Genomic DNA, 19,830 nt, shown 5'->3' on the forward strand with positions numbered 1-19,830 from the left:
AGGCCGCTCCTACAGGGCTTGCGTCGGTCCTTCAGGAAGGCGCGCGCATCATGTCGTACAGCTGGTTGAGCAACTTGCGCCGGCTGAACACCAGCTGCCAGCGGTGCCCGCCCAGCTGGCGCCACAGGCGCGCGGCGCGGATGCCGGCCAGCAGCAGGGCGCGGATCTTCGAGGCGTTGCCGGCTTGCTGCAGGAAGCGCATGTCGCCGTGCACCTGGATCCGCTGGCGCAAGGTGCTCAGGGTGTCCTGGTACAAGGCTCCACTGGAAGCGATGACGTTATCGTGAACCAGGCCGAAGTGGTCGGCCTGGGCCTGGATCTGCGGCAGGCGCTTGCCGATGGTGTCGAGCATGTCGTCGCGCTTGGCCAGCTGACGCTCCAGGCCCAGCATCGACAGTGCATAGCGCAGGGGCTCGCGCTGCAGGCTGCTGGGGTCGCGTTCCAGGGCGCCGACCAGTGCACGGTAGCCGTCACGCAGGTTCAGGTCGTCGCCGCCGAACACCTCCAGGGTGTCTTTGGGGTCGCGGACCAGCAGGCTGCCGAGCATGCAGCCGATGTTGGCCTCGCTGGCCTGGCCGGTGCGGGCGATGCGGTCGACCAGCACCGCGGCCTGGAACACGCCACCCAGGGCGACCAGTTGTTCCTGGATGTTGTTCATTGACGCGGGCTCCAGGGTTCGGCCGTCTCGATCACGCCGCCGCCCAGGCACACCTCGCCGTCGTAGAACACCACCGATTGGCCTGGCGTGACGGCCCGCTGTGGTTCATCGAACACCGCGCGGTAGCCGCCCTCGGTGCGTTCCAGGGTGCACGCCTGGTCGCCCTGGCGGTAGCGCACCTTGGCGGTGAGCCGGCGCGGGCTGCCCAGGTCGATGGGGTTGACCCAGAAGATCTCCGAGGCCAGCAGGGCGCGGGAGAACAGCCAGGGGTGTTCGTTGCCCTGGCCGACCACCAGCACGTTGCGGGCGAGGTCCTTGTGTAGCACGTACCACGGCTCGTCGCCGGCGTCCTTCAGGCCACCGATGCCCAGGCCCTGGCGTTGGCCGATGGTGTGGTACATCAGGCCATGGTGGCGGCCGATCACTTCGCCGTCGGTGGTCTCGATGTCACCAGGCTGGGCGGGCAGGTACTGCTTGAGGAAGTCGCTGAAGCGACGCTCGCCGATGAAGCAGATGCCGGTGGAGTCCTTCTTCTTGGCCGTGGCCAGGCCGTGCTTCTCGGCGATGGCGCGCACCTCGGGCTTTTCCAGCTCACCCACCGGGAACAGGGTGCGGGCGATCTCCTTGCCGCCGACAGCGTGCAGGAAGTAGCTCTGGTCCTTGTTCGGGTCCAGGCCCTTGAGCAGCTCGGTGAGCTCGCCGGTGTCGCGCCGGCGCACGTAGTGGCCGGTGGCGATCAGGTCGGCGCCCAGGGACAGGGCGTAGTCGAGGAACGCCTTGAACTTGATCTCGCGGTTGCAGAGGATGTCCGGGTTCGGCGTGCGGCCTGCCTTGTATTCCTCGAGGAAGTGCTCGAACACGTTGTCCCAGTACTCGGCGGCGAAGTTGGCGGTGTGCAGCTTGATGCCGATGCGGTCGCACACGGCCTGGGCGTCGGCCAGGTCTTCGCGGGCGGTGCAGTATTCGGTGCCGTCGTCTTCTTCCCAGTTCTTCATGAACAGACCTTCCACCTGGTAGCCCTGCTCCATGAGCAGAAGGGCGGAGACGGAAGAGTCCACGCCGCCGGACATGCCGACGATGACGCGGGTCTTGGCGGGGTCTTTGAGTGCTGGGCTGGTCATGGCTACCGGTGTGTATCTGGGGGAAAAATTCCGATTCTATCAGGCCAAGGCCTTCGCGTCAGTCGCGTAGCAGCGCCAGGCTGTGCAGCGGGCCGGCAAGGTAGTCGTCCAGGCAGCGCGGCACCAGCTCGCTGCGCCAGTGCGCAGGGTCGGCCAGCAGCTCTTCGCGGCTCAGCCAGACGGCGCGCACGATGTCGCTGTCCAGGGCGCGGTCGGGGTGGTGGCGCACGGGGCGGGCGGCGAAGCAGACGCGCTGGTAGGTCACGCCGTTGCTGGGGGCTGTATAGAGGTAGATGCCGACCACGCCGGTGAGTTCGACCTCCCAGGCGGTTTCCTCGAGAGTTTCGCGCAGGGCAGCCTGGGGCAGGGTCTCGTTGGGCTCCAGGTGGCCGGCGGGCTGGTTGAACACGTGCTGGTTGGCCTTGAATTCCTCGACGAATAGGAACTTGCCGTCGTGCTCGACGACGGTGGCGACGGTGATGTGGGGTTGCCAGGTCATGAACAGCTCCTTGGAGGCTTGCGCAGCCCTTGTGGGAGCGGGTTTACCCGCGAATGCGTCAGTGATTCGCCATCGCATTCGCGGGTAAACCCGCTCCCACAGAGTCCGCGCTGGCGGCCAGAAATCGTTTATCCAGAAAGCACAAACCCCGGTGCGTGGCCGGGGTTTGTGGTGTTACTTCAAGCGAACCTTACAGGGCGGCGATGGCGCTGTTGAGGGTCTGGCTTGGGCGCATCACCTTGGCGGTCAGCTCGGCATCCGGGGCGTAGTAGCCACCGATGTCGGCTGGCTTGCCCTGGACAGCGGCCAGTTCGGCGACGATGGTCGCTTCGTTCTCGGCCAGGGTCTTGGCCAGCGGCGCGAAGCGTGCCTGCAGGGCTGCATCGTCGTTCTGAGCGGCCAGGGCCTCGGCCCAGTACAGGGTCAGGTAGAAGTGGCTGCCGCGGTTGTCGATACCGCCGACCTTGCGCGAAGGCGACTTGTTGGTGTCGAGGAACTTGCCGGTGGCCTGGTCCAGGGTGTTGGCCAGGACCTTGGCGCGCGGGTTGTCGTAGGTGTTGCCCAGGTGCTCCAGGGAAGCGGCCAGGGCCAGGAATTCACCCAGCGAGTCCCAACGCAGGAAGTTCTCTTCGACCAGCTGCTGCACGTGCTTGGGTGCCGAACCGCCGGCGCCGGTCTCGAACAGGCCGCCGCCATTCATCAGCGGCACGATCGACAGCATCTTGGCGCTGGTGCCCAGCTCCATGATCGGGAACAGGTCGGTCAGGTAGTCACGCAGTACGTTGCCGGTCACCGAGATGGTGTCCTTGCCTTCGCGGATGCGGGCCAGGGAGAACTTGATCGCCTCTACCGGGGCCAGGATACGGATGTCCAGGCCGCTGGTGTCGTGATCCTTCAGGTACTTCTGCACCTTCTCGATCATGACGCCGTCGTGGGCGCGGGCAGGGTCCAGCCAGAACACCGCCGGGGTATTGCTCAGGCGGGCACGGTTGACGGCCAGCTTGACCCAGTCCTGGATCGGCGCGTCCTTGGTCTGGCACATGCGGAAGATGTCGCCGGCCTCGACGTTCTGCTCCAGCAGCACCTGGCCCTTGCTGTCGACCACGCGCACGACGCCGTCGGCCTTGATCTGGAAGGTCTTGTCGTGGGAGCCGTATTCCTCGGCCTTCTGCGCCATCAGGCCGACGTTCGGCACGCTGCCCATGGTGGTCGGGTCGAAGGCGCCGTTGGCCTTGCAGTCTTCGATGACGGCCTGGTAGATGCCGGCGTAGCAGCGGTCAGGAATGACAGCCTTGGCATCTTGCAGTTCACCGGCGGTGTTCCACATCTTGCCCGAGTCGCGGATCATCGCAGGCATCGAGGCGTCGACGATGACGTCGCTCGGTACGTGCAGGTTGGTGATGCCCTTGTCGGAGTTGACCATGGCCAGCGCCGGGCGAACGGCGTACAGGGCCTGGATGTCGGCTTCGATCTCGGCCTGCTTGTCGGCTGGCAGGTCCTTGATGCGAGCGTACAGGTCGCCGATGCCGTTGTTGGCGTTGAAGCCGACCTGGGCGAGCTCGGCGGCGTGCTTGGCCAGCACGTCGTTGTAGAATTCTTCGACGATGACGCCGAACATGATCGGGTCGGAGACCTTCATCATGGTGGCTTTGAGGTGCACCGACAGCAGCACGCCGGAGGCCTTGGCATCGGCGATCTGCTCGGCGATGAAGGCTTTCAGGGCCTTGCGACTCATGACGGCGCAGTCGATGACTTCAGCGGCCTTGACGGCGGTCTTTTCCTTGAGGACGGTGGTGGAACCGTCCTTGGCGACCAGCTCGATACGCAGGCTGTCATCGCCTACGATCAATGCAGCTTTCTCGCTGCCGTAGAAGTCGCCCTGGGTCATGTGGGCAACGTGCGACTTGGAGTCGGCGGCCCAGGCGCCCATCTTGTGCGGGTGCTTGCGGGCGTAGTTCTTGACCGACAGCGGGGCGCGGCGGTCGGAGTTGCCTTCGCGCAGTACCGGGTTCACGGCGCTGCCTTTGATGCGGTCGTAGCGGGCGCGGGATTCCTTCTCTTGCGCGGTGGCCGGCTCATCGGCGTAGTCCGGGATGTTGAAGCCCTTGGCTTGCAGTTCCTTGATCGCGGCCTTGAGCTGCGGTACCGAGGCGCTGATGTTCGGCAGCTTGATGATGTTGGCTTCAGGGGTGGTAGCCAGCTGGCCCAGTTCCGCCAGGTGATCGCCTACTTGCTTCTCTGCGCCCAGTTGCTCCGGGAAGGCGGCGAGGATGCGGCCAGCCAGGGAGATGTCGCGGGTTTCGACGGCGATGTCAGCCGAAGCGGTGAAGGCTTCGATGATCGGCAGCAGCGAGTAGGTGGCGAGGGCGGGGGCTTCGTCGGTGAAGGTATAGATGATCTTGGAACGGGTGGGCATGCGGGTTAACTCTCTGTGTGCTGAGCGTGCTCGAGTCTCGTGGTGCGCAGGGTAGGCGCATCGCCCTGGCAGCGCCATGAGCGGAAAGTCGAGAGGCTGCGAGCGGTGATGGTGGATGCATCAGTCGAGCGTCAAGTGCTGGGCTGCGGTAACAGCACAGGCTTAGTGGCCAGGCTTGGTATCCATTCACGGCCAAGGGCGGTCCGCATTTTGCCTAGGGATCGCCCCGATGACCCTTCGGTCGCGGCGCAGTATACCAAACCATTCGGGCTAATCAGCAAGGCCAAGTGATATCGGCCCATTTATAAGACCAAAGACGTATCGGCAATGTGGTCGGTTGTCGCATGCCTTGCAGGTCGGCGGATGTGGTTTAGGCTCATTGGATCGCAGGATGTCCAATCACACCTGGAAAACGCGGAGTAGTGCAGCATGGGATACCAGAAAATCAAGGTTCCGGCGGACGGTGCCAAGATCACCGTCAATGCAGACCATTCGCTCAACGTTCCCGACAACCCCATCATCCCGTACATCGAGGGCGACGGTATCGGTGTCGATGTTTCGCCGGTGATGATCAAGGTGGTGGATGCCGCCGTGCAGAAGGCCTACGGCGGCAAGCGCAAGATCGCCTGGATGGAGGTGTATGCCGGCGAGAAGGCCACCCAGGTGTATGACCAGGACACCTGGCTGCCCCAGGAAACCCTCGACGCGGTGCGCGACTATGTGGTGTCGATCAAGGGCCCGTTGACCACGCCGGTCGGTGGCGGCATCCGTTCGCTGAACGTGGCCCTGCGCCAGCAGTTGGACCTGTATGTCTGCCTGCGCCCGGTACTGTGGTTCCAGGGCGTGCCGAGCCCGGTCAAGAAGCCGGGGGACGTCGACATGGTGATCTTCCGCGAGAACTCCGAGGACATCTATGCCGGCATCGAATGGAAGGCCGGCTCCCCGGAGGCGAACAAGGTGATCAAGTTCCTCAAGGAGGAAATGGGCGTCACCAAGATCCGTTTCGACCAGGATTGCGGCATCGGCGTCAAGCCGGTTTCCCGCGAGGGCACCAAGCGCCTGGTGCGCAAGGCCTTGCAATATGTAGTGGATAACGACCGCGAATCGCTGACTTTGGTGCACAAGGGCAACATCATGAAGTTCACCGAGGGGGCCTTCAAGGACTGGGGCTACGAGGTGGCACGGGATGAGTTCGGCGCCGAGCTGCTCGACGGTGGCCCGTGGATGAAGTTCAAGAACCCCAAGAGCGGTCGTGAAGTGATCGTCAAGGATGCCATCGCCGATGCCATGCTCCAGCAGATCCTGCTGCGCCCGGCTGAATACGACGTGATCGCCACCCTCAACCTCAACGGTGACTACCTCTCCGATGCCCTGGCGGCCGAGGTCGGCGGTATCGGCATCGCGCCAGGGGCCAACCTCTCCGACACTGTGGCCATGTTCGAGGCCACCCATGGCACCGCGCCCAAGTATGCCGGGCAGGACAAGGTCAACCCAGGCTCGGTGATCCTCTCGGCCGAGATGATGCTGCGCCACATGGGCTGGACCGAGGCGGCTGATTTGATCATCAAGGGGACCAACGGCGCGATCGCCGCCAAGACCGTCACCTATGACTTCGAGCGCCTGATGGAAGGGGCCACGCTGGTCAGCAGCTCGGGCTTTGGCGACGAGATGATCAAGCACATGTGAGGTCAATGAAAACCGGCCAGCCCTTGTGGGGGCTGGCCGGCTGCCAATGTGCCTGCAGAAGGTGGAGCCGGTCAGGCCTGTACGGTGATGCCTGCCGGCTGGGCCTCGACCTTGGCCTGGGTGGCGCCGGCGTTGGAGATGTTCACGGCGTGTAGCCCCTTCGGGCCCTGGACGATGTCGAAGGTCACGGCCTGGCCAGCCTTGAGCGTCTTGTAGCCGTCCATCTGGATATGCGAATAGTGGGCGAACAGGTCTTCGCTTTTACCCTCCTCGTTGACGAAACCATAGCCCTTGGCATTGTTGAACCACTTGACTTTACCGCTCGCCATCCTCATGTCCCTCTGCAAAGGACTCCATCACTGGAGTATCATCCGGTCATCCGCATACGAACCATGCGAAAAAATCTGGTTGACTGCGCGGATCTTTATCGACCACGGTGGGTTCTTATTGGTTGTAACACCGTTTTGCCGATAGTCAAGGTCAGACGGCGCCCGCGCCGGAAGCGGCCTGCGCGGTCAACCCACTACCTTAACCTGTCGATATGATGAAATTCTTTCCATGCAACCACTCAGCCAGATTCGACTAACATTCAATCAGGATCGCCCGCAATCGAACGAGGACGACGGCTCCGGTCTGGCGGTACAGGAAGCCAAGCCGATCCTGCAGGCGCCACCGATGTACAAGGTGGTTTTGTTCAACGATGACTACACGCCAATGGATTTCGTCGTCGAAGTGCTCGAGACGTTCTTCAATCTGAACCGCGAGCTGGCGACCAAGATCATGCTGACCGTCCACACCGAAGGGCGGGCAGTGTGCGGATTGTTTACCCGTGACATCGCCGAGACAAAGGCCATGCAGGTCAACCAATACGCCAGGGAAAGCCAGCATCCGCTACTCTGTGAAATCGAGAAGGACGGTTAATCGCCGACCACTTGGGTATGAGGTGAAGCTATGTTAAACCGCGAGCTCGAAGTCACCCTCAATCTGGCCTTCAAGGAGGCTCGTTCGAAGCGTCATGAGTTCATGACCGTCGAGCACCTGCTGCTTGCACTCCTTGACAACGAGGCCGCCGCGACCGTTCTTCGCGCCTGTGGTGCCAATCTCGACAAGCTCAAGCACGACCTGCAAGAGTTCATCGATTCCACCACACCGCTGATTCCCGTTCATGACGAGGACCGCGAAACCCAGCCGACCCTGGGCTTCCAGCGTGTCCTGCAGCGTGCCGTGTTCCATGTGCAGAGCTCCGGCAAGCGCGAGGTCACCGGCGCCAACGTGCTGGTGGCGATCTTCAGCGAACAGGAAAGCCAGGCCGTGTTCCTGCTCAAGCAGCAGAGCGTGGCGCGCATCGACGTGGTCAACTACATCGCCCATGGCATCTCCAAGGTGCCGGGCCACGGTTCGCACAGCGAGAGCGACCAGGACATGCAGGACGAGGAGGGTGGCGAGGCCGCATCCTCGAGCAACCCCCTGGACGCCTATGCCAGCAACCTGAACGAACTGGCCCGTCTGGGCCGCATCGACCCGCTGGTGGGGCGCGAGCAGGAAGTCGAGCGGGTCGCTCAAATCCTTGCCCGCCGGCGCAAGAACAACCCGCTGCTGGTCGGCGAGGCCGGCGTGGGCAAGACCGCCATCGCCGAAGGCCTGGCCAAGCGCATCGTCGACGGCCAGGTGCCTGACCTGCTGGCCCAGAGTGTCGTCTACTCCCTCGACCTCGGCGCCCTGCTGGCCGGTACCAAGTACCGTGGTGATTTCGAGAAACGCTTCAAGGCGCTGCTCGGCGAGCTGCGCAAGCGCCCGCAGGCGATCCTGTTCATCGACGAGATCCACACCATCATCGGTGCCGGTGCCGCATCGGGCGGGGTGATGGATGCGTCCAACCTGCTCAAGCCGCTGCTGTCCTCCGGGGACATCCGTTGCATTGGCTCGACCACGTTCCAGGAGTTTCGTGGCATCTTCGAGAAGGACCGGGCCCTGGCGCGACGCTTCCAGAAGGTCGATGTCACCGAGCCGTCGGTGGAAGATACCGTGGGCATCCTGCGTGGCCTGAAGGGCCGCTTCGAGACCCACCACAACATCGAGTACAGCGACGAGGCCCTGCGCGCCGCCGCAGAACTGGCAGCACGCTACATCAATGACCGGCACATGCCGGACAAGGCCATCGACGTGATCGACGAGGCCGGCGCCTATCAGCGCCTGCAGCCGGAAGGTAGCCGGGTCAAGCGGATCGACGTGTCGCAGGTCGAAGACATCGTCGCCAAGATCGCGCGGATCCCGCCCAAGCATGTCACCAGTTCCGACAAGGAGCTGCTGCGCAACCTGGAGCGTGACCTCAAGCTCACCGTGTTCGGCCAGGATGCCGCCATCGACTCGCTGGCGACCGCGATCAAGCTCTCCCGTGCCGGGCTCAAGGCACCGGATAAGCCAGTCGGCTCGTTCCTGTTCGCTGGCCCCACCGGCGTGGGCAAGACCGAGGCCGCACGCCAGCTGGCCAAGGCCCTGGGTGTCGAGCTGGTGCGCTTCGACATGTCCGAGTACATGGAGCGGCACACCGTGTCGCGCCTGATCGGTGCGCCGCCAGGCTATGTCGGGTTCGACCAGGGTGGCCTGTTGACCGAGGCGATCACCAAGCAGCCGCATTGTGTGCTGCTGCTCGACGAAATCGAGAAGGCCCACCCGGAAGTCTTCAACCTGCTGCTGCAGGTGATGGACCACGGGACCCTGACCGACAACAATGGGCGCAAGGCGGACTTCCGCAACGTGATCCTGATCATGACCACCAATGCCGGCGCCGAAACCGCCGCGCGGGCCTCGATCGGCTTCACCCAGCAGGACCACACCTCCGATGCCATGGAAGTGATCCGCAAGAGCTTCACGCCGGAGTTCCGCAACCGCCTGGATACCATCATCCAGTTCGGCCGCCTGAGCCATGAAACCATCAAGAGCATCGTCGACAAGTTCCTCATCGAACTGCAGGCGCAGCTCGAGGACAAGCGTGTGCTGCTGGAAGTCAGTGATGACGCACGCGGCTGGCTGGCTGCCTCCGGCTACGATGTGCAGATGGGGGCACGGCCCATGGCGCGGCTCATCCAGGACAAGATCAAGCGGCCGTTGGCCGAGGAGATCCTGTTCGGCGAGCTGTCCGAGCATGGCGGGGTGGTGCACGTCGACTTGCGCGATGGCGAGCTGGTGTTCGACTTCGAGACCACGGCTGAGGTGGCGTAACAGCGGGGGCCGCGTTGCGGCCCTTTCGCGGCACAAGGCCGCTCCTACAGAGCCTGCACGATCCTTGTAGGAGCGGCCTTGTGCCGCGAAAGGGCTGCAAGGCAGCCCCTGCTGCTAAAAAACACGCACAAAAAAGCCCGGCACATAGCCGGGCTTTTTCATGGCTGGAGCTTAGCGCGCACGGTAGGTGATGCGGCCCTTGCTCAGGTCGTACGGCGTCAGTTCGACGCGGACCTTGTCGCCAGTGAGAATACGAATGTAGTTCTTGCGCATCTTTCCAGAGATGTGCGCGGTTACGACGTGCCCGTTTTCCAACTCCACGCGGAACATGGTGTTGGGCAGGGTGTCGACGACAGTACCTTCCATTTCGAAGCTGTCTTCTTTCGACATGCAGTAAAGCCCTCGGTATCCAGTGATGGCCCGACGCACAACCGCACCGGGCAAAAAAGTGGCGTGGATTATGCCCGAAAACTGTGTTTCAAGCCAATGCTTTCAATTGAGGGTAACCCACCGTTGGTTGATCAGCAGTTCGATAGGCCGGTACTGGGTCTTGTAGTTCATTTTCTTGCAGTTCTTGATCCAGTAGCCCAGGTAGACTGCGTCCAGGTCCTGACGCAAGGCTTCGGTGATCTGCCAGAGGATGGCGTAGCGCCCCAGGCTGCGGCGTTCTTCTTCCGGTTCGTAGAAGGTGTAGACCGCCGACAGGCCGTTGGGCAGCAGGTCGCACACGGCCACGGCCATCAGCCGGCCTTCGAGGCGGAACTCATAGAACCAGCAGAACGGCAGGTCGCGCACCAGGAAGGTGGAGAACTGGTCACGGCTCGGCGGATACATGTCGCCGTCGGCGTGGCGCTGCTCGATGTAGCGCCGGTAGAGGTCGAAATATTCTTCGCGAAAGGCCGGGCGGGCAGCGGTGACGGTCAAGTCGGCGTTGCGCTTGAGGATGCGCCGTTGCTGGCGGTTGGGAATGAAGCGCGCGGCCGGGATGCGTGCAGGCACGCAGGCATTGCAGTGCTGGCAATGGGGGCGGTACAGGTGGTCGCCACTGCGGCGGAAACCCATTTCCGAGAGGTCGGCGTACACATGCACGTCCATCGGTTGGCTGGGGTCCAGGAACAGCGTAGTCGCCTGCTCGTCTGGCAGGTAGCTGCAGGCGTGGGGCTGAGTGGCATAGAACTTCAACCGCGCCAGCTCTGTCATGATCAACCCCTCGGCAATACTTTGATTTAAGTGTAAGCCAGCTGGCAGAACTCGCCTAGCGCGCCCAAGTGGCCGTGTTGAGCTGGTCGAGGTGGCGCGCCAGGTACTCGGCGAAGCTGGCGCGGCTGATGGCGCGGGCGCCAAGGCTGTGCAGGTGATTGGTCGGCATCTGGCAGTCGATCAGCACGAAACCGGCGGCCTTCAGGTGCTCGACCAGGGCGACGAAGCCTACCTTGGAGGCATTGTCGGCGCGGCTGAACATCGATTCGCCGAAGAACAGCTGGCCCATGGCCAGGCCATACAGGCCGCCGACCAGCTCGCTACCCTGGCGTACCTCTACCGAATGGGCGATGCCGCGCCGGTGCAGCTCGCAATAGGCCGCTTGCATGGTGTCAGTGATCCAGGTGCCGTCGGCATAGTCGCGCGGGGCGGCACAGGCGGCGATGACCGCGGCGAAGTCAGTGTCGAAGCTGACCTGGTAGTGGCCCTGGCGGATGAACTTGGCCAGCGAGCGAGATACGTGCAGCTCGTCCGGGAACAGGACGGTGCGAGGGTCGGGTGACCACCAGAGGATCGGCTGGCCGTTTTGGTACCAGGGGAAGCAGCCATGGCGATAGGCCTGCACCAGGCGCTCCGGGGTCAGGTCGCCGCCCGCGGCGAGCAGGCCGTTGGGGTCGTGCAGGGCCTTGTCCAGGGGCGGGAAAGTCAGGGAGTCGCGGGTCAGCCAGGTAAGCATGGTCTTTCGGTGGTGGGGGAGGGGAGAGGGCAGCATGGCGCGCAGGGTCGAAGAGGTCAATCTCTGGCCTTGTGCCGCTGGGCGAGTCGGGCTCCGCTTGCTTCGTAGGAGCCTGCGATGGGCCGCTTGGGGCTGCTTTGCAGCCCATCGCAGGCTGTCGCCAGCTCTCATAGAACAACGCATAACTCATTGATTTGACAAGGCCTGTAGGAGCGGGCTTGTCCCGCGATCAAGGGCGAAGCCCTTGCCATACAGCCGCGGCGGCTGGGCCGGCCCAATCGCGGGACAAGCCCGCTCCTACAGAAGAAGGCGGCGCTAGCCACTTGTTCTCTGCGCGACAGCGCAGCCCAAAGGGCTGGATGATTTCCCACCGAGATTGTGCCGCTCTCAAGACTTGCGAAATCCCTGTGGAGCGGCGCAGGCCGCATGGGACAGTTTCATGCGACCGCCGGCACCATCCGGCGCATTTGCTGTCATACCTGTGCAAAAACACAGCATAAGCCTTTGTCACGAAAGTAAATGCGTGCTCAAATTGCACCCATAGGGAATCCGCCCCGTTCATGCCCGTGGCGTGCTGCCATGGCGACTGGCGGGCAGTAATGTTAAAAGTAGTGGTTCGTTGACCGGACACACTACTGGACGCGCAGCAAGCGCAGGAATAGACGCGTTTTGAAGAAATCCACCGCAACCCCGACCCCCTTGCCCGTGCCCCTGTGGCGCCAGCAGCTGCATTACCGCCTCAAGGAAGGCGCGCTGATCGCTGTCGGCGCCCTGTGCCTGTACCTGTGGATGGCACTGCTGACCTACGACACGGCGGACCCGGGCTTCAGCCACACCAGCAACGTCGACCAGGTGCAGAACGCCGCCGGCCGGGCCGGTGCCTATTTCGCCGATATCCTGTTCATGGTGCTGGGTTACTTCGCCTATATCTTCCCGTTGCTGCTGGCGATCAAGACCTGGCAGATCTTCCGTGAGCGTCACCAGCCCTGGGAATGGAGCGGCTGGCTGTTCTCCTGGCGGCTCATCGGCCTGGTATTCCTGGTGCTGTCGGGCGCGGCCCTGGCCCATATCCATTTCCATCCGCCGGCGAGCATGCCGTTCTCCGCGGGCGGCGCCCTGGGCGAGAGCCTGGGCGACCTGGCGCGCAACCTGCTGAACGTGCAGGGCAGCACCTTGATGTTCATCGCCCTGTTCCTGTTCGGCCTGACGGTGTTCACCGACCTGTCGTGGTTCAAGGTGATGGACATCACCGGCAAGATCACGCTCGATTTGTTCGAGCTGGTGCAGGGCGCGGCCAACCGTTGGTGGGAGGCCCGCAACGAGCGCAAACGCCTGGTGGCGCAGCTGCGCGAGGTGGATGAGCCCGCCTTCGACGTGGCCCCGATGGCCGCCGGGAAGCGCGAGCCAATCAAGCCGCAGCCGCGCGAGCGTATCAACGAGCGTGAGGAAGTGTCCGCCCGCCCGGTGGTACAGCGCGAGCCGGTGGTGCCGCGCGAGCAACCGACGGCACCGGTGATCATGCCGCCCGCCCCGGTCAAGGCGCCGGAGCCGAGCAAACGGGTCATGAAGGAAAAACAAGCGCCGCTGTTCGTCGACAGCGCCGTGGAAGGCACCTTGCCGTCGATTTCCATCCTCGACCCTGCCGAGCAGAAGAAGATCGAGTACTCGCCGGAGTCCCTGGCCGGCGTGGGCAATCTGCTGGAAATCAAGCTCAAGGAGTTTGGTGTCGAAGTTTCGGTGGACTCGATCCACCCGGGCCCGGTGATCACCCGCTACGAGATCCAGCCGGCCGCCGGGGTCAAGGTCAGCCGCATCGCCAACCTGGCCAAGGACCTGGCGCGTTCCCTGGCGGTGACCAGCGTGCGCGTGGTCGAGGTCATCCCTGGCAAGACCACCGTGGGTATCGAGATCCCCAACGAGAACCGGCAGATGGTGCGCTTCTCCGAAGTGCTCTCCACGCCGCAGTACGACGAGCAGAAGTCGCCGGTCACCCTGGCCCTGGGCCATGACATCGGTGGCAAGCCGGTCATCACCGACCTGGCCAAGATGCCGCACCTGTTGGTGGCCGGTACCACCGGTTCCGGTAAGTCGGTGGGTGTGAACGCGATGATCCTGTCGATCCTGTTCAAGTCCAGCCCGGAAGATGCGCGGCTGATCATGATCGACCCGAAGATGCTCGAACTGTCGATCTACGAAGGCATCCCGCACCTGCTGTGTCCGGTGGTCACCGACATGAAGGACGCCGCCAATGCCCTGCGCTGGAGCGTGGCCGAGATGGAGCGGCGCTACAAGCTGATGGCGGCGATGGGCGTGCGTAACCTGGCCGGGTTCAACCGCAAGATCAAGGACGCCCAGGAGGCCGGAGAAGTCATCCACGACCCGCTGTATCGTCGCGAGAGCATGGATGACGAGCCGCCAGCGCTGAAGACGCTGCCGACCATCGTGGTGATCGTCGACGAATTCGCCGACATGATGATGATCGTCGGCAAGAAGGTCGAGGAGCTGATCGCCCGTATCGCCCAGAAGGCCCGTGCCGCCGGTATCCACTTGATCCTCGCCACCCAGCGCCCCTCGGTGGATGTGATCACCGGCCTGATCAAGGCCAACATCCCCACGCGCATGGCGTTCCAGGTGTCGAGCAAGATCGACTCGCGGACCATCATCGACCAGGGCGGTGCCGAGCAACTGCTCGGCCATGGCGACATGCTCTACATGCCGCCGGGCACCAGCCTGCCGATCCGCGTACATGGCGCGTTCGTCTCCGACGACGAGGTCCACCGCGTGGTAGAGGCCTGGAAGATGCGTGGCGCGCCGGACTACAACGACGACATCCTCAATGGCGTCGAGGAGGCCGGCAGCGGCTTCGAGGGCGGCGGTGGCGGTGGTGGCGACGGCGATGACCCGGAGGCCGACGCCCTGTACGACGAAGCCGTGCAGTTCGTGCTGGAAAGCCGCCGGGCGTCGATTTCCGCCGTGCAGCGCAAGCTCAAGATCGGCTACAACCGCGCTGCGCGGATGATCGAGGCGATGGAGATGGCCGGCGTGGTCACCCCCATGAACAGCAACGGCTCGCGGGAAGTGATTGCCCCGGGTGGCCCACGCGATTGATGATCACCTTGCCAGGCGCCAATGGCGGTGCCTGGCCTACCCACTGTTCGACGAGGATTCCCATGCGCGCGATTCGCATGCTGTTGGTTTCTGCCCTGGCCCTAGGCGCAGTGTCGGCCCATGCCGACGAGAAGGATGTTGCGCGCCTGACCCAGTTGCTGGAAAAGTCCCAGACCATTTCCGCCCGTTTCTCCCAGCTGACCCTCGATGCCAGCGGCACCAGCCTGCAGGAGACCAGCGGGCAGATGTCGGTCAAGCGCCCAGGCCTGTTCTACTGGCATACCGATGCGCCCCAGGAGCAGGTGGTGGTGTCCGATGGCCAGAAGGTCACCCTGTGGGACCCGGACCTGGAACAGGCCACGGTCAAGAAGCTCGACGTGCGCCTGAACCAGACCCCGGCGCTGCTGCTGTCCGGCGATGTGTCGAAGATCAGCCAGAGCTTCGACATCACCTCCAAGGAGCAGGGCGAAGTCATGGACTTCACCTTGAAGCCCAAGACCAAGGACACCCTGTTCGACTCGTTGCGCGTGTCGTTCCGCCGTGGGCTGATCAACGACATGCAACTGGTCGACAGCGTGGGCCAGCGCACCAATATCCTGTTCAACGGGGTCAAGGCCAACGAGCCTATCCCGGCGAGCACGTTCCAGTTCAAGATTCCGGAAGGCGCTGACGTCATCCAGGAATAACGAGAGCCATCATGGACCTGTTTCGAAGCGAACCCGTCGCCCAGCCCCTGGCCGCCCGGCTGCGTCCGTCCAACCTGGACGAATACGTCGGCCAGGAGCACCTGTTGGCGCGCGGCAAGCCGCTGCGTGAGGCGCTGGAGCAGGGTGCGCTGCATTCGATGATCTTCTGGGGGCCGCCGGGAGTGGGCAAGACCACCTTGGCGCGGCTTCTGGCGCAGTTCTGCGATGCACACTTCGAAACGGTGTCGGCGGTGTTGGCGGGGGTCAAGGAGATCCGCCAGGCCGTCGAGGTGGCCAAGCAGCAGGCCGGTCAGTATGGTCGCCGGACCATCCTGTTCGTCGACGAAGTGCACCGTTTCAACAAATCCCAGCAGGATGCCTTCCTGCCTTATGTGGAAGACGGCACGCTGATCTTCATCGGCGCCACCACTGAAAACCCGTCCTTCGAGCTGAACAACGCCTTGCTCTCGCGGGCACGGGTGTACGTGCTCAAGAGCCTGGACGAAGCGGCCCTGCGCAAGCTGGTCAACCGCGCCCTGACCGAGGAGCGTGGCCTGGGCGCACGCCAGTTGCGGGTGGGCGACGAAGCCTTCCAGATGCTCATGGCCGCCGCCGACGGCGACGGCCGGCGCATGCTCAACCTGCTGGAGAACGCCTCGGACCTGGCCGACGATGGCGACGAGATCGGCGTCGAGCTGTTGCAAAGCCTGCTGGGCGACAGCCGCCGGCGCTTCGACAAGGGCGGCGAGGCCTTCTACGACCAGATCTCGGCGCTGCACAAGTCGGTGCGTGGCTCCAACCCCGACGCAGCCCTGTACTGGTATGCGCGCATGCTCGACGGTGGCTGTGACCCTTTGTACATCGCCCGCCGCGTGGTACGCATGGCCAGCGAGGACATCGGCAATGCCGACCCGCGGGCCCTGAGCCTTTGCCTGTCGGCCTGGGACGTGCAGGAGCGTCTGGGTAGCCCCGAGGGCGAGCTGGCGGTGGCCCAGGCCATCACCTACATCGCCTGCGCACCCAAGAGCAATGCGGTGTACATGGGCTTCAAGGCGGCCATGCGCGAGGCGGCCGAGCACGGCTCGCTGGAGGTGCCGCTGCACCTGCGCAACGCGCCGACCAAACTGATGAAACAATTGGGCTATGGCGAGGAGTATCGCTATGCCCACGACGAGCCGGACGCCTACGCTGCGGGCGAGGACTACTTCCCCGAGCAGCTCGAGCCGCGCCAGTACTACCAGCCGGTGCCGCGAGGCCTGGAGTTGAAGATCGGCGAGAAGCTGCGCCACCTGGCCGAACTCGACCGCACCAGCCCCCGTCAACGGAGAAAACCATGATTGCCCTGGTCGCCGCGGTCAGTGCTGGCGGTATCGCCGGCACGCTGCTGCGCTTCGCTACCTCCAATTGGGTCGCTGCCCACTGGCCACGCCACTTCTATCTCGGTACGCTGGCGGTCAACCTGGTCGGCTGCCTGCTGATCGGCCTGCTGTACGGCCTGTTCCTGCACAAGCCGCTGGCACCGGTCGAGCTGCGCGCGGGCCTGATCGTGGGCTTTCTGGGCGGCCTGACGACATTTTCCTCTTTTTCGCTGGATACCGTGCGCCTGATGGAAAGCGGGCAAGTACCGCTGGCCTTGGGCTACAGCGCGATCAGCGTAGTGGGCGGGTTGTTGGCCACCTGGGCCGGCCTGTCCTTGACCAAATTCTGAACCAACACACACAACGAGAGAACGATATGCTCGATTCCAAACTGTTACGCGGCCAACTTCAGGAAGTGGCGGATCGCCTGGCCTCCCGTGGCTTCAGCCTGGATGTCGCGCGCATCGAATCACTGGAAGAACGCCGCAAGGCGGTGCAGACCCGCACCGAGCAACTGCAGGCCGAGCGTAACGCCCGTTCCAAGTCCATCGGCCAGGCCAAGGCCAAGGGCGAGGACATCGCACCGCTGATGGCGGATGTCGAGCGCATGGCCAACGAGCTGGCCGCCGGCAAGGCCGAGCTGGACGGCATCCAGGCCGAGCTGGACGCGATCCTGCTGACCATCCCCAACCTGCCGGACGCCAGCGTGCCGGTCGGTGCCAGTGAAGACGACAACGTCGAAGTGCGTCGCTGGGGCACCCCGAGAGCTTTCGATTTCGAGATCAAGGACCATGTGGCCCTGGGCGAGATCAGCGGTGGCCTGGACTTCGAAGCCGCGGCCAAGCTGTCCGGCGCCCGCTTCGCCGTGCTGCGCGGCCCGATCGCCCGCCTGCACCGCGCCCTGGCGCAGTTCATGATCAACCTGCACACCGGCGAGCACGGCTACGAAGAGGCTTACACCCCGTACATGGTGCAGGCACCGGCCCTGCAGGGCACCGGCCAGTTGCCGAAGTTCGAGGAAGACCTGTTCAAGATCAGCCGCGAAGGCGAGGCCGACTTCTACCTGATCCCGACCGCCGAGGTGTCGCTGACCAACCTGGTCGCCGACCAGATCCTCGACGCCAAGCAGCTGCCGATCAAGTACGTTGCCCACACCCCTTGCTTCCGCAGCGAGGCCGGTGCCTCGGGCCGCGATACCCGCGGCATGATCCGCCAGCACCAGTTCGACAAGGTCGAGATGGTCCAGGTGGTCGAGCCGTCCAAGTCCATGGAAGCCCTGGAAGGTCTGACCGCCAACGCCGAGCGCGTGCTCCAGCTGCTGGAGCTGCCATACCGCGTGCTGGCGCTGTGCACCGGCGATATGGGCTTCGGCGCGGTGAAGACCTACGACCTGGAAGTCTGGGTGCCGAGCCAGGACAAATACCGCGAGATCAGCTCCTGCTCCAACTGCGGCGACTTCCAGGCCCGCCGCATGCAGGCCCGCTGGCGCAACCCGGAAACCGGCAAGCCGGAACTGGTGCACACCCTGAACGGTTCCGGCCTGGCCGTGGGCCGTACCCTGGTGGCGGTGCTGGAGAACTACCAGCAGGCCGACGGCTCGATCCGTGTGCCGGACGTACTCAAGCCCTACATGGGCGGTGTCGAGGTCATCCGCTAAATGGACTACCTGCCGCTGTTCCACAAGCTGCAGGGCGGCCGGGTGCTGGTCGTTGGCGGCGGCGAGATCGCCTTGCGCAAGGCGCGCCTGCTGGCCGATGCCGGCGCCGCGCTGCGGGTGGTCGCGCCGGACGTCGACGGCCAGCTGGCCGCGCTGGCCCGAGAGGGCGGCGGTGAAGTCCTGGTGCGCGGTTACCAGGCCGGCGACCTGGACGGTTGCCGCCTGGTGATCGCAGCCACTGATGATTCCGGGCTCAACGCCCAGGTCTCGGCCGATGCCCAGGCGCGCAGCCTGCCGGTGAATGTGGTGGATGCACCGGCCTTGTGCACGGTGATCTTCCCGGCCATCGTCGACCGCTCGCCCCTGGTGGTGGCAGTGTCCAGTGGCGGCGACGCGCCGGTGCTGGCACGGCTGATCCGTGCGCGCCTGGAGGCCTGGATTCCAGCCGCCTACGGCGAGCTGGCCGGGCTGGCGGCGCGGTTTCGCGACAAGGTCAAGGCGTTGTACCCGGACGTCAACCAGCGTCGCGGCTTCTGGGAGGATGTGTTCCAGGGGCCGATCGCCGAACGCCAGCTGGCCGGGCAGGGCAGCGAGGCCGAGCGCCTGCTGCAGGCCAAGGTCGATGGCGCGGCGGTGCAGCAAGGGGGTGAGGTGTATCTGGTCGGTGCGGGCCCGGGTGACCCGGACCTGCTGACCTTCCGTGCCCTGCGCCTGATGCAGCAGGCCGACGTGGTGCTGTACGACCGCCTGGTGGCGCCCGCCATCATCGAGATGTGCCGGCGCGATGCCGAGCGGATCTACGTGGGCAAGCGCCGTGCCGACCATGCAGTGCCCCAGGAGCAGATCAACCGCCTGCTGGTGGACCTGGCGCGCCAGGGCAAACGCGTGCTGCGGCTCAAGGGCGGCGACCCGTTCATCTTCGGCCGTGGTGGCGAGGAGATCGAGGAGCTGGCCGAGGAAGGCATCCCGTTCCAGGTGGTGCCGGGTATCACCGCAGCCAGCGGTTGCTCCGCCTATGGTGGCATTCCGCTGACCCATCGTGACTATGCCCAGTCGGTGCGCTTCATCACCGGCCACCTCAAGGACGGCACCAGCAACCTGCCCTGGCAGGACCTGGTGGCGCCGGCCCAGACGTTGGTGTTCTACATGGGCCTGGTGGGGTTGCCGACCATCTGTGCCGAGCTGATCCGCCATGGGCGCGCGGCCAGTACGCCGGCGGCGCTGGTGCAACAGGGGACCACCCGGCATCAACGGGTGTTCACCGGTACCCTGGCGGACTTGCCCGAGTTGGTGGCGCGGCATGAAGTGCATGCACCGACACTGATCATCGTTGGCGAAGTAGTGCAGTTGCGCGACAAGCTGGCATGGTTCGAAGGGGCGCAGCAAGGCAGTTGAATCGATGGGGCCGCTGTGCGGCCCTTTCGCGGCCCAAGGCCGCTCCTACGACCCCCTGAGCGGCCTTGTGCCGCGAAAGGGCTGCAAA

17 protein-coding genes are annotated in these 19,830 nt (G+C 64.3%); 9 read left to right on the forward strand and 8 right to left on the reverse strand.

What is annotated here, in order from left to right; translation table 11 throughout:
• Window positions 1-31: 31 nt before the first annotated feature.
• From hflD to K8374_RS08655, 4 genes are all read right to left on the reverse strand, one after another.
• Entirely contained in the window at window positions 32-658 is a 627-nt protein-coding gene (gene hflD / locus K8374_RS08640; protein WP_224458677.1) for a high frequency lysogenization protein HflD, read from the reverse strand.
• The gene (gene mnmA, locus K8374_RS08645; RefSeq protein ID WP_224458678.1) at window positions 655-1,779 is read right to left on the reverse strand and encodes a tRNA 2-thiouridine(34) synthase MnmA; all 1,125 of its coding nucleotides are present in this window, start codon (window positions 1,777-1,779) and stop codon (window positions 655-657) included. The genes hflD and mnmA overlap by 4 nt, the downstream gene beginning before the upstream one ends.
• Window positions 1,780-1,837: 58 nt before the next feature.
• A complete protein-coding gene (locus K8374_RS08650) occupies window positions 1,838-2,278 on the reverse strand; it encodes an NUDIX hydrolase (protein WP_224458679.1) in 441 nt (146 codons plus the stop codon).
• 190 nt (window positions 2,279-2,468) lie between these two features.
• Window positions 2,469-4,694, reverse strand: coding sequence for an NADP-dependent isocitrate dehydrogenase (locus tag K8374_RS08655; RefSeq protein WP_224458680.1), 2,226 nt, complete (start codon window positions 4,692-4,694; stop codon window positions 2,469-2,471).
• 429 nt (window positions 4,695-5,123) lie between these two features.
• On the opposite strand from K8374_RS08655, the gene icd reads away from it, so the two are divergent.
• A complete protein-coding gene (gene icd, locus K8374_RS08660) occupies window positions 5,124-6,380 on the forward strand; it encodes an NADP-dependent isocitrate dehydrogenase (protein WP_196143252.1) in 1,257 nt (418 codons plus the stop codon).
• Window positions 6,381-6,451: 71 nt separating this feature from the next.
• Here the strand turns inward: icd and cspD are convergent, their stop codons facing one another.
• The gene (gene cspD / locus K8374_RS08665; protein WP_084855708.1) at window positions 6,452-6,709 is read right to left on the reverse strand and encodes a cold shock domain-containing protein CspD; all 258 of its coding nucleotides are present in this window, start codon (window positions 6,707-6,709) and stop codon (window positions 6,452-6,454) included.
• Between the two features lie 229 nt (window positions 6,710-6,938).
• Between cspD and clpS the strand changes: the two genes are divergently transcribed.
• Together clpS and clpA are read left to right on the forward strand one after the other, a co-directional pair.
• Entirely contained in the window at window positions 6,939-7,301 is a 363-nt protein-coding gene (gene clpS / locus K8374_RS08670) for an ATP-dependent Clp protease adapter ClpS (RefSeq protein WP_043212233.1), read from the forward strand.
• Window positions 7,302-7,331: 30 nt separating this feature from the next.
• Window positions 7,332-9,602 (forward strand): ATP-dependent Clp protease ATP-binding subunit ClpA, encoded by a 2,271-nt coding sequence (gene clpA, locus K8374_RS08675; protein WP_084855707.1) that lies wholly within the window; start codon window positions 7,332-7,334, stop codon window positions 9,600-9,602.
• A 171-nt stretch (window positions 9,603-9,773) separates the two neighbouring features.
• Here clpA and infA read toward each other — a convergent pair whose 3' ends face one another.
• The 3 genes from infA to aat form a co-directional block, all read right to left on the reverse strand.
• The gene (infA, locus tag K8374_RS08680) at window positions 9,774-9,992 is read right to left on the reverse strand and encodes a translation initiation factor IF-1 (protein WP_002553999.1); all 219 of its coding nucleotides are present in this window, start codon (window positions 9,990-9,992) and stop codon (window positions 9,774-9,776) included.
• A 102-nt stretch (window positions 9,993-10,094) separates the two neighbouring features.
• Window positions 10,095-10,802, reverse strand: a complete 708-nt coding sequence (locus K8374_RS08685; RefSeq protein WP_224458681.1) for an arginyltransferase — start codon at window positions 10,800-10,802, stop codon at window positions 10,095-10,097.
• Between the two features lie 55 nt (window positions 10,803-10,857).
• Window positions 10,858-11,538: a leucyl/phenylalanyl-tRNA--protein transferase gene (gene aat, locus K8374_RS08690; protein WP_224458682.1), complete on the reverse strand. Its 681-nt coding sequence runs from the start codon at window positions 11,536-11,538 to the stop codon at window positions 10,858-10,860.
• Between the two features lie 669 nt (window positions 11,539-12,207).
• On the opposite strand from aat, the gene K8374_RS08695 reads away from it, so the two are divergent.
• The 6 genes from K8374_RS08695 to cysG all read left to right on the forward strand — a co-directional run bounded on the left by K8374_RS08695 (window position 12,208) and on the right by cysG (window position 19,742).
• Window positions 12,208-14,646, forward strand: coding sequence for a DNA translocase FtsK (locus K8374_RS08695; RefSeq protein WP_224458683.1), 2,439 nt, complete (start codon window positions 12,208-12,210; stop codon window positions 14,644-14,646).
• 62 nt (window positions 14,647-14,708) lie between these two features.
• Window positions 14,709-15,332 carry an outer membrane lipoprotein chaperone LolA gene (lolA, locus tag K8374_RS08700; protein WP_084855703.1) on the forward strand — a complete coding sequence of 208 codons (624 nt, stop codon included), beginning with the start codon at window positions 14,709-14,711 and terminating at the stop codon, window positions 15,330-15,332.
• A gap of 11 nt (window positions 15,333-15,343) precedes the next feature.
• Window positions 15,344-16,669, forward strand: a complete 1,326-nt coding sequence (locus K8374_RS08705; protein WP_224458684.1) for a replication-associated recombination protein A — start codon at window positions 15,344-15,346, stop codon at window positions 16,667-16,669.
• Window positions 16,666-17,040, forward strand: a complete 375-nt coding sequence (crcB, locus tag K8374_RS08710; RefSeq protein ID WP_084855701.1) for a fluoride efflux transporter CrcB — start codon at window positions 16,666-16,668, stop codon at window positions 17,038-17,040. The genes K8374_RS08705 and crcB overlap by 4 nt, the downstream gene beginning before the upstream one ends.
• 26 nt (window positions 17,041-17,066) lie before the next feature.
• Complete coding sequence (serS, locus tag K8374_RS08715) at window positions 17,067-18,347, forward strand: serine--tRNA ligase (protein WP_224458685.1); 1,281 nt, start codon at window positions 17,067-17,069, stop codon at window positions 18,345-18,347.
• Window positions 18,348-19,742 carry a siroheme synthase CysG gene (cysG, locus tag K8374_RS08720; protein ID WP_224458686.1) on the forward strand — a complete coding sequence of 465 codons (1,395 nt, stop codon included), beginning with the start codon at window positions 18,348-18,350 and terminating at the stop codon, window positions 19,740-19,742.
• Window positions 19,743-19,830: the final 88 nt, after the last annotated feature.

The sequence above is a fragment of the Pseudomonas sp. p1(2021b) genome (genome assembly GCF_020151015.1).
In the GTDB taxonomy this organism is placed as follows: domain Bacteria; phylum Pseudomonadota; class Gammaproteobacteria; order Pseudomonadales; family Pseudomonadaceae; genus Aquipseudomonas; species Aquipseudomonas putida_K.